Source organism: Streptomyces sp. AgN23 (assembly GCF_001598115.1).
GTDB classification, from domain to species: Bacteria; Actinomycetota; Actinomycetes; order Streptomycetales; family Streptomycetaceae; genus Streptomyces; species Streptomyces antimycoticus.
Genome location: NZ_CP007153.1, coordinates 7274623 through 7290458, shown reverse-complemented (window position 1 = coordinate 7290458; position 15836 = coordinate 7274623). Strand labels below are relative to the sequence as shown.

At 70.1% G+C, this 15836-nt stretch carries 14 protein-coding genes, 5 tRNA genes and 1 pseudogene; 7 read left to right on the top strand and 13 right to left on the bottom strand.

Annotation, left to right across the window (positions count from 1 at the left end; all coding sequences use genetic code 11):
- Positions 1-67: 67 nt before the first annotated feature.
- Positions 68-673, top strand: a pseudogene (cofC, locus tag AS97_RS31795) (2-phospho-L-lactate guanylyltransferase); the annotation flags it as partial.
- Positions 674-996: 323 nt separating this feature from the next.
- Here the strand turns inward: cofC and AS97_RS31790 are convergent.
- The 4 genes from AS97_RS31790 to leuC all read right to left on the bottom strand — a co-directional run bounded on the left by AS97_RS31790 (position 997) and on the right by leuC (position 4094).
- Positions 997-1569, bottom strand: coding sequence for an HU family DNA-binding protein (locus AS97_RS31790; RefSeq protein ID WP_059144165.1), 573 nt, complete (start codon positions 1567-1569; stop codon positions 997-999).
- A 125-nt stretch (positions 1570-1694) separates the two neighbouring features.
- Positions 1695-1940: a hypothetical protein gene (locus AS97_RS31785; RefSeq protein WP_014055151.1), complete on the bottom strand. Its 246-nt coding sequence runs from the start codon at positions 1938-1940 to the stop codon at positions 1695-1697.
- 123 nt (positions 1941-2063) lie between these two features.
- The gene (leuD, locus tag AS97_RS31780; protein ID WP_059144164.1) at positions 2064-2657 is read right to left on the bottom strand and encodes a 3-isopropylmalate dehydratase small subunit; all 594 of its coding nucleotides are present in this window, start codon (positions 2655-2657) and stop codon (positions 2064-2066) included.
- 6 nt (positions 2658-2663) lie between these two features.
- Positions 2664-4094: a 3-isopropylmalate dehydratase large subunit gene (gene leuC / locus AS97_RS31775; protein WP_059144163.1), complete on the bottom strand. Its 1431-nt coding sequence runs from the start codon at positions 4092-4094 to the stop codon at positions 2664-2666.
- Between the two features lie 142 nt (positions 4095-4236).
- Here leuC and ndgR point away from each other — a divergent pair, with 142 nt between their 5' ends.
- Positions 4237-4953, top strand: a complete 717-nt coding sequence (gene ndgR / locus AS97_RS31770) for an IclR family transcriptional regulator NdgR (protein ID WP_030834082.1) — start codon at positions 4237-4239, stop codon at positions 4951-4953.
- Between the two features lie 21 nt (positions 4954-4974).
- Here ndgR and AS97_RS31765 read toward each other — a convergent pair whose 3' ends face one another.
- Positions 4975-5466, bottom strand: coding sequence for a DUF4188 domain-containing protein (locus tag AS97_RS31765; RefSeq protein ID WP_210566092.1), 492 nt, complete (start codon positions 5464-5466; stop codon positions 4975-4977).
- 94 nt (positions 5467-5560) lie between these two features.
- Between AS97_RS31765 and AS97_RS31760 the strand changes: the two genes are divergently transcribed.
- Positions 5561-6202, top strand: coding sequence for a MerR family transcriptional regulator (locus tag AS97_RS31760; protein WP_059144162.1), 642 nt, complete (start codon positions 5561-5563; stop codon positions 6200-6202).
- Positions 6203-6279: 77 nt separating this feature from the next.
- Here AS97_RS31760 and AS97_RS31755 read toward each other — a convergent pair.
- From AS97_RS31755 to AS97_RS31720, 8 genes are all read right to left on the bottom strand, one after another.
- Positions 6280-6355 (bottom strand) — tRNA-Glu (locus AS97_RS31755).
- Between the two features lie 22 nt (positions 6356-6377).
- Positions 6378-6449, bottom strand: a tRNA-Gln gene (locus tag AS97_RS31750).
- 13 nt (positions 6450-6462) lie between these two features.
- Positions 6463-6535 (bottom strand) — tRNA-Glu (locus tag AS97_RS31745).
- A gap of 31 nt (positions 6536-6566) precedes the next feature.
- A tRNA-Glu gene (locus AS97_RS31740) sits at positions 6567-6639 on the bottom strand.
- Positions 6640-6689: 50 nt separating this feature from the next.
- Positions 6690-6761 (bottom strand) — tRNA-Gln (locus tag AS97_RS31735).
- Positions 6762-6929: 168 nt separating this feature from the next.
- Entirely contained in the window at positions 6930-8417 is a 1488-nt protein-coding gene (gene gltX / locus AS97_RS31730; RefSeq protein WP_210566091.1) for a glutamate--tRNA ligase, read from the bottom strand.
- Entirely contained in the window at positions 8410-9201 is a 792-nt protein-coding gene (locus tag AS97_RS31725; RefSeq protein ID WP_059144160.1) for a fumarylacetoacetate hydrolase family protein, read from the bottom strand. Before AS97_RS31725 ends, gltX begins: the two co-directional genes overlap by 8 nt.
- A 121-nt stretch (positions 9202-9322) precedes the next feature.
- Positions 9323-9529, bottom strand: coding sequence for a hypothetical protein (locus AS97_RS31720; RefSeq protein ID WP_059144159.1), 207 nt, complete (start codon positions 9527-9529; stop codon positions 9323-9325).
- A gap of 592 nt (positions 9530-10121) precedes the next feature.
- Between AS97_RS31720 and AS97_RS31715 the strand changes: the two genes are divergently transcribed.
- The 4 genes from AS97_RS31715 (at position 10122) to AS97_RS31700 (ending at position 15513) form a co-directional block, all read left to right on the top strand.
- On the top strand, positions 10122-14012 hold the full coding sequence (locus tag AS97_RS31715; protein ID WP_210566090.1) for a nitrate- and nitrite sensing domain-containing protein: 3891 nt from the start codon (positions 10122-10124) through the stop codon (positions 14010-14012).
- Entirely contained in the window at positions 14013-14435 is a 423-nt protein-coding gene (locus tag AS97_RS31710) for a roadblock/LC7 domain-containing protein (protein WP_078643930.1), read from the top strand.
- Between the two features lie 102 nt (positions 14436-14537).
- Positions 14538-14948, top strand: coding sequence for a DUF742 domain-containing protein (locus AS97_RS31705; protein ID WP_014055140.1), 411 nt, complete (start codon positions 14538-14540; stop codon positions 14946-14948).
- Positions 14929-15513, top strand: a complete 585-nt coding sequence (locus AS97_RS31700) for an ATP/GTP-binding protein (RefSeq protein ID WP_078643928.1) — start codon at positions 14929-14931, stop codon at positions 15511-15513. Before AS97_RS31705 ends, AS97_RS31700 begins: the two co-directional genes overlap by 20 nt.
- Positions 15514-15836 lie beyond the last annotated feature (323 nt).

Genomic DNA, 15836 nt, shown 5'->3' with positions numbered 1-15836 from the left:
CCCCGCACGTCTTCGGCGAGCCGGGCAGCAGGTGAGAATGAGGTCCGTGGGAAGAAACGGAGCCCCTGTGACCTGGACCCTCGTGGTGCCGCTGAAGCCCTTGTCACGGGCCAAGACCAGGCTCTCCGACGCCGCCGGTGACGGCCTCCGGGCCTCGCTCGCGCTCGCGTTCGCCCAGGACACGGTGGGCGCGGCGCTGGCGAGCCGCTGGGTGCGAGAGGTGACCGTCGTCACCGACGACCCGCTCGCCGGGCGTGAGCTGTCCGCCCTCGGCGCCCGGATCCTGCCCGACTCCCCGGGGCGCGGGCTGAACGCGGCGCTGGCGCACGGCGCCCTCGCGGTCCGCGGAGAGCGCCCGGGGGCCGCCGTGGCGGCGATGAACGCCGATCTCCCGGCGCTGCGGACCGTCGAACTCGACCTGGTGCTCGAGGCCGCGTCCGGCTTCTCACGCGCCTTTCTGGCGGATGCCGCGGGGGTGGGCACGACCCTCCTCTCGGCGGCGCCCGGTGCCGATCTCGGGCCTGCCTTCGGGGGCCCCTCACGGGCCCGGCACCGGGCCTCGGGCGCGCGGGAGATCGAGCTGGCGGGGGTGGACTCGGTGCGGCGCGACGTGGACACGGCCGGGGATCTGCGCGCGGCGGTGGCCCTGGGCGTGGGCCACCACACCAGGGCTAGGCTGGCGGACATGCAGGGAACCGCCTATACGTACGACCCCGAGACCCGCGCCGGCAGTGTGCTGCTCGACGACGGCACCCCGCTGCCGTTCGACACCGCGGCCTTCGACGCCGGGGGGCTGCGGATGCTGCGGCCGGGCCAGCGGGTGCGGATCGAGGTGGCGGGCGAGGGCGAGCAGCGCCGGGTCGTCCTCGTCACGCTGCAGACGTTCTGAGCACCGCGGACAGCACCGCGGACAGCACCGCGGACAGCACCGCGGGCCGGGCTCCCTCGGGGAGCCCGGCCCGGCGCGTGAACAGTGCGGCGCCCGTGCGCCGCCGGCTAGCGCTTCCTGGCGGTGGTCTTCTTCGTGGCGGTCTTACGGGCGCTCGTCTTGCGCGCCGGGGCCTTCTTCGCGGCGGCCTTGGCGGGCGCCTTCTTGGCCGCCGCCTTCTTGGCGGGGGCCTTCTTGGCGGCGGCCTTGGCCGGGGCTTTCTTGGCCGCCGCCTTCTTGGCCGTCGTCTTCTTCGCAGGAGCCTTCTTGGCGGTCGCCTTCTTGGCCGCGGCCTTCTTCGCCGCCACCTGGAGGCTGCCCTTGGGAGCCTTCTTCACGGCGACCTCACCGCCGCGCGGGAGCTTCTTGGAGCCGCTCACCAGGTCCTTGAACCCCTGGCCGGCGCGGAAGCGGGGCACCGAGGTCTTCTTGACCCTCACGCGCTCCCCGGTCTGCGGGTTACGGGCGTACCGGGCGGGACGTTCCACCTTCTCGAACGAACCAAAACCAGTGACTGAAACTCGCTCCCCGGCGACGACCGCCCGGACGATGGCGTCCAGAACTGCGTCGACGGCTTCGGCGGCCTGCTGACGGCCGCCGACCTTGTCGGCAATCGCTTCTACGAGCTGCGCCTTGTTCACGTCTTCCCCTTCGGAGACATTGCCGGAATCAATGTGTTCAAGCCTTTTCGCACGTTAGGCAGATATATACCGCAAATCAAACACGAAACGGGCTAATCACCCTTGTGCCGCAACGCACTCGATCGTCACGGACTTCCGTCGGTGTCGGGATCTTGGGGGAAACGGCCCTCGTCGAGGTCGTTCATCAACCGCTCCAGACGCTTTGCCGCATCTGCGAGATCGTGTTTCGCCGCTGAGGTGATGACCAGCAGCTTCCGGGACAGCGCCATCCGTACGCCCTCCGGGACTTGCAGTGCGCGCACCCTTGCGTGCGCTTCCTTGAGCCGGTCGGCGACGATGCCGTAGAGCTCGAGTTGGCCGTCGCGTTCCATGCACTGATTGTGCCATCTGAGGCGAGTTGTCGCTTCACGGGGCCTCAACATGCCGATGCGCCGCCGGTCCGAGGACCGGCGGCGCATCTTGCCAAACCCGCTCTGTACAGGGAGAACCGGGGGTCAGACCTCCACCGTGCTCGGCTTGAAGGAGGGACGACGCGCCTCGTACGCGGCGATGGATTCGTCCTCCCTGAGGGTGAGGCTGATGTCATCCAGCCCCTCCAGGAGTCGCCACCGGGCATTCTCGTCAAGCTCAAAATCAGCCGTGATGCCCTCGGCTCGAACCTGGCGGTCGACGAGGTCCACGGTGACCTCCGCGGCGGGGTCCGCCTCGACCAGCTTCCACAGCCGGTCCACGGTCTCCTGCGGCAGGACGACGGTCAGCAGCCCGTTCTTGAGGGAGTTACCGCGGAAGATGTCGGCGAAGCGGGACGAGATGACGGCCTTGAAGCCGTAGTTCTGCAGCGCCCATACCGCGTGCTCGCGCGAGGAGCCGGTGCCGAAGTCGGGACCGGCCACCAGAACCGTTCCGCCCTTGTACTCGGCGGCGTTGAGCACGAACTCCGGGTCCTTGCGCCAGGCCTCGAAGAGCCCGTCCTCGAAGCCGTCGCGGGTGACCTTCTTGAGCCAGTGCGCCGGGATGATCTGGTCCGTGTCCACATTGCTGCGGCGCAGCGGAACGGCCCGGCCGGTGTGCGTAGTGAATGCTTCCATGACTGCTCAGGCCCCCACGGGAGTCGATACGGCCGCGTCGGACAGATCGGCGGGCGAGGCCAGATGGCCCAGTACCGCGGTGGCGGCGGCGACCTGCGGTGAGACCAGGTGGGTCCGGCCGCCCTTGCCCTGCCGGCCCTCGAAGTTGCGGTTGGAGGTGGACGCCGAGCGCTCGCCGGGCGCGAGCTGGTCGGGGTTCATGCCCAGGCACATCGAGCAGCCCGCGTGCCGCCACTCGGCGCCGGCGGCGGTGAACACCTTGTCCAGCCCCTCCTCGACGGCCTGCAGGGCGACCCGCACCGAGCCGGGGACCACCAACATCCGTACGCCGTCGGCCACCGAGCGGCCGGACAGCACCGAGGCGGCGGAGCGCAGGTCCTCGATGCGGCCATTGGTGCAGGAACCGACGAAGACCGTGTCCACCGCGATGTCGCGCAGCGGCTGACCCGCCGTCAGACCCATGTACTCCAGGGCCTTCTCGGCGGCGAACTGCTCGCTGGCGTCCTCGAAGGAGGCCGGGTCCGGGACCGACTCCGACAGCGGAGCGCCCTGGCCGGGGTTGGTGCCCCAGGTGACGAACGGGGCGAGTTCGGAGGCGTCGATGACGACCTCACGGTCGAAGACGGCGTCGTCGTCGCTGCGCAGGGTGCGCCAGTACGCGACGGCCGCGTCCCAGTCGTCGCCCTGGGGGGCGTGCGGGCGGCCCTCCAGATAGGCGAAGGTCGTCTCGTCCGGAGCGATCATGCCCGCGCGGGCACCCGCCTCGATGGACATGTTGCACACGGTCATCCGGGCCTCCATCGAGAGCTTCTCGATGGCGGGGCCGCGGTACTCGAGCACATGGCCCTGGCCACCGCCGGTGCCGATCTTCGCGATGATCGCCAGGATCAGGTCCTTGGCGGTGACGCTCTCGGGCAGCTCGCCCTCGACGGTGATCGCCATGGTCTTGAACGGCGCGAGCGGCAGCGTCTGGGTCGCCAGCACATGCTCGACCTGGCTGGTGCCGATGCCGAACGCGAGCGCGCCGAAGGCGCCGTGGGTCGAGGTGTGGCTGTCACCGCAGACCACGGTCGTACCGGGCTGGGTCAGCCCCAGCTGCGGTCCCACCACGTGGACGACACCCTGCTCGACGTCACCGAGCGGGTGCAGCCGGACGCCGAACTCCGCGCAGTTCTTGCGCAGCGTCTCCAACTGGGCGCGGGAGACGGGGTCCGCGATCGGCTTGTCGATGTCGAGGGTGGGGGTGTTGTGGTCCTCGGTCGCGAGAGTGAGATCGGTACGACGGACCGTGCGGCCGGCCTTGCGCAGGCCATCGAACGCCTGCGGGCTGGTCACCTCGTGCAGCAGGTGCAGATCGATGAAGAGCAGGTCAGGCTCGCCTTCGGCGTGCCGGACGACATGGTCGTCCCAGACCTTCTCCGCGAGTGTCCGTCCCATCGCATTCCCTCCGGCCGGCGCCAGTGCCGGCCCAGCTTGTCTCGACTGCGTGCCCTGGTCTGCGGGCCCGCCATTTACAGAGTGGCGGGTCTCCCGGGAAATTGAACTTGCGTTTCACACTGTGAGACGCGAGTATCGTCCCATGGACAACACTAGCGGCGTCGGCGTTCTCGACAAGGCGGCTCTGGTCCTGAGCGCCCTGGAGTCCGGCCCGGCCACTCTCGCCGGACTGGTCGGGGCGACCGGTCTCGCCCGCCCGACGGCACACCGGCTCGCGGTCGCACTCGAGCACCACCGGATGGTGGCACGCGACATGCAGGGACGCTTCATTCTGGGCCCCCGCCTGGCCGAGCTGGCGGCGGCGGCGGGCGAGGACCGGCTGCTCGCCACGGCCGGTCCCGTGCTCACCCATCTCCGGGACGTGACCGGCGAGAGCGCGCAGCTCTACCGGCGCCAGGGTGACATGCGCATCTGTGTCGCGGCGGCCGAGCGGCTGTCCGGACTGCGGGACACCGTGCCGGTCGGCTCCACCCTCCCGATGAAGGCCGGCTCGGCCGCCCAGGTCCTGATGGCCTGGGAGGAGCCGGAGCGGCTGCACCGCGGACTGCAGGGGGCCCGGTTCACCGCCACGGCCCTGTCGGGCGTACGACGGCGGGGCTGGGCCCAGTCGATCGGCGAGCGGGAGCCCGGCGTGGCATCCGTCTCCGCGCCCGTGCGCGGCCCGTCCAACCGCGTGGTGGCCGCCGTCTCGGTCTCCGGACCGATCGAGCGGCTGACCCGCCACCCGGGCCGGATGCACGCCCAGGCCGTCATCGACGCCGCCGCCCGCCTGACCGACGCCCTCCGCCGAGGGAATTGATCACGCCGGACCCGAGGCCCGTCACGCCCTCTTCAGGCTCAGCCGGTCGGCCGCGCGGTCACCGCGGCGGCCGACCGGAACGACTCCGGCGGCCTTGCCCAGGCCGAACGCCGGCATGTTGACGTAGACCGCCTCGTGCGCCCCGGCCGGTACGGCATAGGTCTCGTGCCAGAAGCCGACCTTGCCCCGGCCCTCCCGCATCCGGCGGTTGAACGCCGCCCAGGCCGGACGGTGCTCCTTGTCCTGGGCCGACGCGTACTCCAGCAGCCGCTCATGCGAGTCCCAGTACTGGACGACGCAGAGCACCCGGGGCGGACCGAACAGCAGCTGATAGCCCAGCATCCCGCTCCCCTTGTCCCGCGACAGCTCGCGGAGCATCCGCGGCATCGCCTTGAAGACCGGCAGCCAGCTGCGCAGCGCGCGGAAGCGGTTGACGCGCATGCCGATCAGGAAGACGGTGACCTCCCCCTCGGCCTCGGCGGTCATACGGCCGGCGAACAGCTCGGCACCCATGGCGATCCCCTTGTCCCCACGTCGGGATAGTCTTGGATAGCGGCGCTATCCATAGCTTGGATAGTGTCACTCTCCAACGGAAGGTGCAACAAGGATGCGACTGGCGGAGCTCAGCGAGCGCAGCGGAGTGCCCACCGCGACGATCAAGTACTACCTGCGCGAGCGGCTGCTGCCGCCGGGGGAGCGGATCACCGCCACCACGTCGGAGTACGGCGAGGAGCATCTGCGCCGACTGCGGCTGGTGCGCTCGCTGATCCAGGTCGGCCGGATGCCGGTGGCCACGGCACGCGAGGTGCTGGAGGCCGCCGAGGACGAGTCGCTCAGCCAGAACACCCGGATGGGAGCCGCGGTCTGGGCACTGCCCCACGGCCCCGAGCCCGACGAGGACGATCCGCACGCGGCGCGGGCCCGGGAGCAGGTGGACACCGTGCTGCGGCGGATGGACTGGTCGTACGGCCAGGAGCTGGGCGACACCTCCCCCGCCTACCGGATGCTGGTCGCGGCCATCGCCTCGCTGGACCGCCTCGGGTACCCCCATGACACCGAGCACCTTCTGGTGCACGCCCGGCTGGCGGGTGAACTGGCCGTCGCCGACCTGGACCTGGTGGAGACCTACGACACCCCGCCCGAGCGGATCGAGGCGGTGGTGGCGCTGACGGTGCTCTACGAGCCGGTGCTGCTCAGCCTGCGGCGGCTCGCACAAACCGAGGAATCCGGGCGCCGCTTCGCGGAGTGAGCCGTGATCAGGGCATGAATGCACGGAGTGACCAGGACACGAAAAAGCCCCCCGCGCTGCCGCGGAGGGCTTTTCGGTGGTACCCCCGACCGGATTCGAACCGGCGCTACCGCCTTGAGAGGGCGGCGTGCTAGGCCGCTACACAACGGGGGCCTGAATCAGCACAAGTGCTGCGCTGGGCTACCAGGACTCGAACCTAGACTAAATGAACCAGAATCACTCGTGCTGCCAATTACACCATAGCCCATGGTATAGACCAGTACCCCCGACCGGATTCGAACCGGCGCTACCGCCTTGAGAGGGCGGCGTGCTAGGCCGCTACACAACGGGGGCCCTAGCGATCTCCGTCTGACGAAGAGATCCGTACCCCCGACCGGATTCGAACCGGCGCTACTGCCTTGAGAGGGCAGCGTGCTAGGCCGCTACACAACGGGGGCTTGGTCCTGCTTTGATCAAGAGATCCACCGGTCATCCGAGGGATCTCTTGCTGGGGTACCAGGACTCGAACCTAGACTAAGTGAACCAGAATCACTCGTGCTGCCAATTACACCATACCCCACCAAAACGCCACCCCGGTAAGGGGTTTTGTTTGGCTTGCGCCCCGGCCCGGCCTCTCAGCCCGCCCGTCCGGCGCAGGAAGAACATTACCCGATGGTGGACGGGCCACCAAAACGAGTATCACCGCGAGTGGCGCCGCCGCACAGGCCCAGGCAGCGCCCCGCGCCCCTTATCCGGCCAGCTTCGCCAGCGCCGCGTCCACCCGGGCCAGCGTGCGCTCGCGGCCCAGGACCTCCAGGGACTCGAACAGCGGCAGCCCGACCGTGCGGCCGGTGACCGCGACCCGCAGCGGGGCCTGGGCCTTGCCCAGTTTGAGGCCGTGCTCCTCGCCGGCCGCGAGGACCGCGGCCTTCAGGGTCTCGGCGTCCCAGTCCGCCTCGGCCAGCCGGGTACGGACCGAGGCCAGGAGCGCGTCCGCGCCCGGCTTCATCGCCTTGGTCCAGGACGCCTCGTCCTGGGCGGGCTCGTCGAGGAAGAGGAAGTCCACGTTCGCGGTGATGTCGGACAGGACCGTCAGCCGGGTCTGGGCCAGCGGGGCCAGCGCCGCGAAGGCGGCCGCGTCGAAGGCGTCCGGGGACCACGGCGCGTGCGGAGCCTTCAGCCAGGGCTCGCACGCCTCGATGAACGCCTTCACATCCAGCAGCCGGATGTGGTCCGCGTTGATCGCCTCGGCCTTCTTGAGGTCGAAACGCGCCGGGTTGGCGTTCACCCCCGAGATGTCGAACGCCTCGACCATCTCCGCCAGTGAGAAGACGTCCCGGTCGGAGGAGAGCGACCAGCCCAACAGGGAGAGGTAGTTGAGCAGTCCCTCGGGGAGGAAGCCGCGCTCCCGGTAGAGGTTCAGCGAGGACTGCGGATCGCGCTTGGAGAGCTTCTTGTTGCCCTCGCCCATGACATACGGGAGATGGCCGAACGCGGGCACCGTGCCGGGGCCCACACCGATCTCGGCGAGCGCCCGGTAGAGCCCGATCTGCCGCGGGGTGGAGGAGAGCAGGTCCTCGCCGCGCAGCACATGCGTGATCTCCATCAGCGCGTCGTCCACGGGGTTGACGAGCGTGTAGAGGGGCGCGCCATTGGCCCGCAGGATGCCGTAGTCCGAGACGTTCTCGGGGGTGAAGGTCAGCTCACCGCGCACCAGGTCGGTGAAGGTGATCGGCTCGTCCGGCATCCGGAAGCGCACGATCGAGACGCGCCCCTCGGCCTCGTACGCGGCGATCTGCTCGGCGGTCAGGGTGCGGCAGGTGCCGTCGTAGCCGGAGGGCCGGCCGGCCTTGCGGGCCGCCTCGCGGCGCTCCTCCAGCTCCTCGGCGGTGCAGTAGCAGCGGTAGGCGTGGCCCGCCTCCAGCAGCTTGTCCGCGACCTCGCGGTAGAGGTCCATCCGCTGCGACTGGCGGTAGGGCGCGTGCGGTCCGCCGACCTCGGGGCCCTCGTCCCAGTCGAAGCCCAGCCAGCGCATGGCGTCCAGCAGCTGGGTGTAGGACTCCTCGGAGTCCCGCGCGGCGTCGGTGTCCTCGATGCGGAACACCAGAGTGCCGCCGTGGTGACGGGCGAAGGCCCAGTTGAACAGAGCCGTGCGGACCAGGCCGACATGGGGGTTGCCGGTCGGCGAGGGACAGAAACGAACTCGCACGGGGGCGGAGGGGGATGTGCTAGCCACGCTTGATCACCTTGTTGGTGAGAGTGCCGATGCCTTCGATGGTGACGGCGACCTCGTCGCCGACGGAGAGCGGGCCGACGCCCGCCGGAGTGCCGGTGAGCACGACGTCGCCGGGGAGCAGCGTCATCGCCTCGGTGATGTGCACGATCAGATCCTCGATCGGGCGCACCATCTCGCTCGTCCGGCCGAGCTGACGTTGTTCACCGTTGACGGTGCACATGATGCCGAGATCGGCGGCGCGCGTCAGGTCGATATCGGTCTCCACCCAGGGGCCCAGCGGGCAGGAGGCGTCGAAGCCCTTGGCCCGCGCCCACTGCTTCTCGCTCCGCTGGGCGTCGCGGGCCGTGATGTCGTTGCCGCAGGTGTAGCCGAGGATGACGTCCTTGACGCGATCACGCGGAACCTCACGGCACATCCGTCCGATCACCACGGCCAGCTCGGCCTCGTAGTGCACCTCGGAGGAGAAGGAGGGGTACGGGACGGGGTCGCCGGGGCCGATCACGGAGGTGGACGGCTTGAAGAAGACGACCGGGACGTCGGGGACCTCGTTGCCCAGCTCCGCCGCGTGCTCGGCGTAGTTGCGCCCGATTCCGACGACCTTGTTCGGCAGGACGGGCGGCAGCAGCCGGACCTTGCTCAGCGGGACCTTCTGGCCCGAGCGCTCGAATTCGGCGAAGGGGTGGCCCTTGATGATGTCGATGACGGGGCCGTCCTGATCGGACGGCTCACCCTCCACCACGCCGAAGGCGACGTTGCCGTCGATGGAGAATCTGGCGATGCGCACGGGAAGCCTTGGCTCCTTGACTGAACTCGCTGGAGACTGACGCTCCAGGCTATCGCCCCGCGTCCCGCGCGCCGCCGTCCCGCCTGCCGGGAGTGGTGGCGTCCGCCACAGCCCCGGGGAATCAGTGGCCCGGGGCCTCGGTCAGCACGGTGCGCTTGGGGTTCGCGGTCCGGTTCGGCAGGTCGACGCGCTGCTCCGGCTGCTCCTCGGGCGCGGCCGACAGGCCGTCGGCGTCCTTGACGTCCCCCAGCTCTTGGACGTCCTTGAGATGGGCCAGGGTGGTGCGCCGCGGGTTGGCTATGGAGTGGAACATCATCGTCGTCTTCACGTGGTTTACGCCTCGTCCTTGTCGTCCGTACCGGCTGTGTAAAGCGTCAGGCTAGAGGCGGCCTTGCCCATCGATTCGCAGGAAAAGTCACCGCCAGCATGTGATATTGCTCACGAATGATCAGGCAAAAGCCGCATAGGAGACAGCTACGCAATCGCCCTAAACGGACATCGCCTACCTGAACCCGACGTTCCGCTCTTGATCATCGCTAGCCGGACACTCGATCGCGACCTTCGGTTCGTACGCGAAAGTCCGTTATCGCCGACATGACTTTCTACGTCCCGTAATAAAGTCCGCACTGAGCGTCACACGGATCACAGCCTTATCCGTTGCCCTTGTTGCAGCATCCGGCACTGTGCTGGAATTCCCGGGACCGCCGCGGGAAACACCGGCGCGCACGGGGGCGCAGCGACAGAGGCGCCGAGCGGCGGGGGGCTCCTCTTGTCGACAGGAAAGGAAGCGCGCCGGTCACTCACGACCGACAGGGGGGATCGCGGTCCCCCACGACTCGACACCGCTCCGCCGGTCCTCCGGAGGAGCGCCTGGTCCAGAGGTTGCGACGCTAGTGCAGGGACGTATCAAGAGGGATGGTATGGGGGCTCCCCAGGCCCGCCAGGGCCGAGGGGATGCTTCGGCGGACCCGGAGCCGCGTGGCGGGACCGACCGCGGCTCCTCGCCCCAGCGCGCCCAGGGGAGCAGCGGCAGGACTCTGGGTGATCAAGGCCCCGAGGCCGGTACGCAGAGCGCTACCCGGATCAGTGCGCCCAGTGGCGGCGGAGAGGCGGAGCAGCCGGCCAAGCCGAAGAGCTCCGGCCCCAGCGGGCCCGGCAATCGCATGGCCCTGCGCAACTGGCGCATCAGCACCCGACTGGTCTCCCTGCTCACGCTCCCGGTGGTCGCGGCGACCACCCTGGGGGCGTTGCGCATCGAGGGCTCGCTGGACAACATCCAGCAGCTCGACCAGATGAAGCTGCTCACCAAGATGACGCAGCAGGCCACCCAGCTGGCCAGCGCGCTCCAGGAGGAGCGCGACAAGTCGGCCGGCCCGCTGGCGGGCAAGGGCAACGACAAGGACGACCGGGTCGTCTCCACGCGTGAGGACACCAACCGCGCCATCACGGCCTTCCGCGAGGCCACCCACCAGATCGACCCCGGCGATCAGTCGCTGGCCGGTGTGCAGTCCACGCTCGTCAACATCGACCGTCAGCTCGGCAAGATCAACGAGGTCCGTGACACGGCCTACGACAACAGCCAGTACTACTCGCTGACGGTCCAGAACTACAACGAGCTGATCAACTCGCTGCTGCTGCTCTCCCAGGACATGGCGCAGGCGACCAGCAACCGCGCGATGATCAACAACACCCGCGCGCTCGCCACCTTCTCCTCCGCCAAGGAGTACGCCTCCATCCAGCGCGCGCTCATCAGCGCCGCCCTCGCCGACCCCAAGGGCGCCGACTTCTCCGCCAACGACCGCCGCTTCGCCAGGACCGCGGTGGACAAGGAGAACGAGGCGCTCGGCCGCTTCAAGCAGATCCGCCAGGGCAACTCCGAGGATCTGCTCGAACCGCTGGACAGCCGCCCCGACATCAAGGCGGCGACCATGTACGCCGACCGCGCGGTGCGCGACCCCGAGGGGCTGAAGGCCGAGAAGCGCACCGATCTGGACTGGTACGACCAGGACAGTATCAAGATCGAAGAGATGGGCAAGATCGAGCAGACGCTGCTCAGCGAGATGCAGCAGAAGGCTCGTGAGCTCCGTGACTCCGCCCAGCAGGACGCGATCATCAACGGGGCGCTGATCCTGCTGGTCCTCGGCGTCTCCCTGGTCGGCGCCTTCGTCGTCGCCCGCTCCATGGTCCGCTCGCTGCGCCGCCTCCAGGACACCGCGCAGGAGGTCTCCCAGAAGCGGCTGCCCGAACTGGTCAAGCAGCTCTCGGAATCCGATCCGCAGGATGTGGACACCTCCGTCGAGTCCGTCGGCGTGCACAGCCGGGACGAGATCGGAAAGGTGGCCACGGCCTTCGACGACGTGCACCGCGAGGCGGTCCGGCTCGCCGCCGAGCAGGCGCTGCTGCGAGGCAACGTCAACGCGATGTTCACCAACCTCTCGCGCCGCAGCCAGGGCCTCATCCAGCGCCAGCTCTCGCTCATCTCCGAGCTGGAGAGCCGCGAGGCCGACCCGGACCAGCTCTCCTCGCTGTTCAAGCTGGACCACCTCGCCACCCGTATGCGCCGTAACGGCGAGAACCTCCTGGTCCTCGCGGGCGAGGAGCCCGGCCGCCGGTGGACCCGCCCGGTGCCGCTGGTGGACGTGCTCCGCGCGGCCGCCTCCGAGGTGGAGCAGTACGAGCGCATCGAGCTCAGCTCGGTCCCGGCGACCGAGGTCGCCGGCCGGGTCGTCAACGACCTCGTCCACCTGCTCGCCGAGCTGCTGGAGAACGCCACCTCCTTCTCCTCGCCGCAGACCAAGGTCAAGGTCACCGGTCACGCGCTGCCCGACGGGCGGGTGCTGGTCGAGATCCACGACACCGGTATCGGGCTCTCGCCCGAGGACCTGGCGGCGATCAACGAGCGGCTTGCCTCCCCGCCCACCGTCGATGTGTCGGTGTCCCGGCGCATGGGCCTGTTCGTGGTCGGCCGGCTGTCGCTGCGTCACGGCATCCGCATCCAGCTCCGGCCGTCCGACTCGGGCGGTACGACGGCGCTGGTCATGCTGCCGGTCGATGTCGCCCAGGGCGGCCGGAAGCCGACGCCGCAGGCCGCCGGCGGGAAGTCGGGCCAGGGTGCACCGGCCGCCGGTGGCGGTCAGGGCAACGGCTCGGCGGGGCTGCTCGGCTCGGCGCCCTCGCGGCGCCAGGTCCCGGGCTCGGGTTCGCGCGCCGCGCTGCCGGGCAACGGCGGCAGCGGGCTGCCGACCCGGCCGGTCGGCGCCGGTGCGGGCCCCGCGGGCGGCGCCCCGGGCGGCGGCACCAACTTCTTCGAGGGCGGACGGGCTCCGGGCCCCCGGAGCAACGCCCCCACGGGCCCCGGCGCTCCCGGTGGTCAGGGTGGCCCCGGTGGTCAGGGCGGTCCCGGTGGTCAGGGCGGTCCCGGCGGTCAGGGCGGTCCCGGCGGCGCCCCCTCCGGACGGCCCCCGCTTCCGCAGCGCAGCGAGGGTCCGACCGTCGCTCCGCCGACCGGCGCCCCGGCCCGTGCCGACGGGGGCGACCAGGGCGGCCGTCCGCAGCTCCCCACCCGCGGCCCCTCGCCCGAGCTTCCGGCCCCGTCCCAGCCCGGCACCAGCTGGGGCGCGCGCGCCGCGGCCGGCGAGGACGACTGGCCGGGCACGCCGCGCGACGCGATCGACACCCCGCGCGGGCATGAGGAGTACGACTCCACCGGCCAGTTCGCCCGTCCGGACCTCGGCGGCTCCGGGGACCGGCGCGACCCGTTCGGCAACCGCGGTCCCGGCGACACCGGCGAGCTGCCGCAGCTGAGCGACAGCCCCAACCTGTTCGAGCCGCGCCGCGGGGCCACTGGACCGCAGGGCGGCCAGGGACCGGCCGACACCGGCCAGTTCAACCGGCCCGACTACGGCCGCGGCCCCGGCGACACCGGCGAGTTCGCCCGTCCGGAGCTCGGCCAGGGCCCGGGTGACACCGGTGAGTACGCCCAGCCCCGGTTCGAGGACGCCGCCCCGCGCGGCGGACGCGGCCCCGGGGACACAGGCGAGTTCCCGCGTCCGAACATGGGCGGCCCCGGCGACACCGGCGAATTCCCGCGTCCGAACATGGGCGACACCGGCGAGTACGCCCGCCCCGACATGGGCGGCACCGGTGAGTACCCGCTGCCCCAGGGTCCCCAGAGTCAGCCCGGTGGGCGCCCGAACGATCCGCTGCCGCCCGCCGGTTTCAGCGACGGCAGTACCCCGATCTTCGACACCATCGAGTCGTCCTGGCATCTCAACCAGGCCGAGGACCCGGGCATATCGGGCTCCCAGGGCGGTGGCCGGTCGTTCCCGTCCGCGCCCTCGGCCCCCGAGCCCACCCCCGGCCGGCCCGCCTCCGCCGTACCGCCGCCCTCGGCCCACGAGCCGCTGCCGGCGGCCCAGGGCATGGGCGACTTCGCCGGGTCGGGCCCCGCGGCGGGCCCCGGCACCAACGGGGCCGGACCGGGCGGCCGGAGCGCGGGTTCCCACTGGCGTACGTCGCCCCACAACGACGAGCGCTGGCGCCGCGCCGAGCAGGTCCGCGAACCCGCGGCCGGCGGTATCACGTCGTCCGGGTTGCCACGGCGGGTGCCGCGCGCAAACCTCGTGGAGGGTGCCGCACACCAGCCGCAGCAGCCCGAGGTGGCTGGGCCGCAGGTGTCCCGCGCGCCCGATGATGTACGCGGCAGGCTGACCAACCTCCGCCGTGGAATTCAGCAGGGTCGCCGGGCCGGTACCGGATTCGACGACAACCATGATCGCGGCATTGGCCCGACTTACCAGCAGGAGCGTTAGTTGAGCCCGATGAGCCAGGCGGCGCAGAATCTGAACTGGTTGATCACGAACTTCGTGGACAACACCCCGGGGGTGTCCCACACGGTCGTGGTCTCCGCCGACGGACTCCTTCTGGCGATGTCCGAAGGCTTCCCCCGTGACCGAGCCGATCAACTGGCGGCGGTGGCCTCCGGCCTGACCTCGCTCACCGCCGGGGCCTCCCGCATCTTCGAAGGCGGCATGGTCAACCAGACCGTCGTCGAAATGGAACGAGGCTTTCTCTTCATCATGTCCATCTCCGACGGCTCCTCCCTCGCCGTGCTCGCCCACCCTGAGTGCGACATCGGCCTCGTCGGCTACGAGATGGCCCTGCTGGTCGACCGCGCGGGCAGCGTGCTCACCCCCGACCTCCGTGCCGAGCTGCAGGGCAGCCTGTTGAACTGATCCATCGACCATCCGACGCCTGTCCCCCCGGCCCCACGGCCGGGCCCCCACCGGCACCGACCGACGGCACGCCCGTCACCTTGTTGTCCGACCGGAGGATCCATGACCCCGCCCCCCGCCTCGCCCGGCCCGTACGGCGGCCATCACCAATCGCCGTACGGGGGTGAAGGCGACCAGCCATTGGTGCGCCCGTATGCCATGACCGGTGGCCGGACCCGGCCGCGCTACCAGCTCGCCATCGAGGCGCTGGTCAGCACCACGGCCGACCCCGTGCATCTGCAGGGGCTGCTCCCAGAGCACCAGCGGATCTGCCATCTGTGCCAGGAGGTCAAGTCGGTCGCCGAGGTCTCGGCGCTGCTGAACATACCCCTGGGTGTGGCACGGATCCTGGTGGCAGACCTGGCAGAGGCCGGCATGGTGGCGATCCACCAGCCCGGGGGCGGTTCGGAAGCGGGCGGTACCCCGGATGTGACACTGCTCGAAAGGGTGCTCAGTGGACTTCGCAAGCTCTAGCGGCGCTCCCCCCGCCCGCGCGACCACCTCGGCGAAGATCGTGGTGGCGGGCGGCTTCGGCGTGGGCAAGACCACGTTCGTCGGCGCGGTCTCGGAGATCAACCCGCTGCGCACCGAAGCCGTGATGACCTCCGCCTCGGCGGGAATCGACGATCTGAGCCATGTCCAGGACAAGACCACGACGACCGTGGCGATGGACTTCGGCCGCATCACGCTCGACGACGATCTCATCCTGTATCTGTTCGGCACGCCCGGCCAGGACCGCTTCTGGTTCATGTGGGACGACCTGGTGCGCGGCGCGATCGGCGCCGTGGTGCTGGTCGACACCCGCCGGCTCGCCGACTGCTTCCCCGCGGTCGACTACTTCGAGAACTCCGGGCTGCCCTTCGTCATCGCCCTCAACGGCTTCGAGGGCCAGCAGCCCTACAACCCCGAAGAGGTCCGCGAGGCCCTGCAGATCGGCCCGGACACCCCCATCATCACCACAGACGCGCGCCACCGCACCGAGGCCAAGAGCGCTCTCATCACCCTGGTCGAGCATGCGCTGATGGCCCGTCTCAAGTAGGCAACGCCGTCCGGAAGTTCTCGGATATCGGACGGAGGACGGGCCGTGTCGAACGACGCGGCCCGCTCGCCGTTCATAACGTTTCGACAGAGATATGATCCGGCTCCCGATACGGAGCGCAGTCGTGTCGCTCCGTTGCGCACTCAAGTAGTTCGGTATTCGACATATCTCAGCCATAACGCCCCTTTTTTCTCTGGTCCAGACAACGTACTGAGCGCTTTGCGCACTGTTTGGAAAGCACCTGCGGGGCGTGCTGGAATTCGCTGAACTGGGCAGTCAGGGCTCAGCTGGGAACGGCACAAATGCTGCCGATGCCGAGAGGT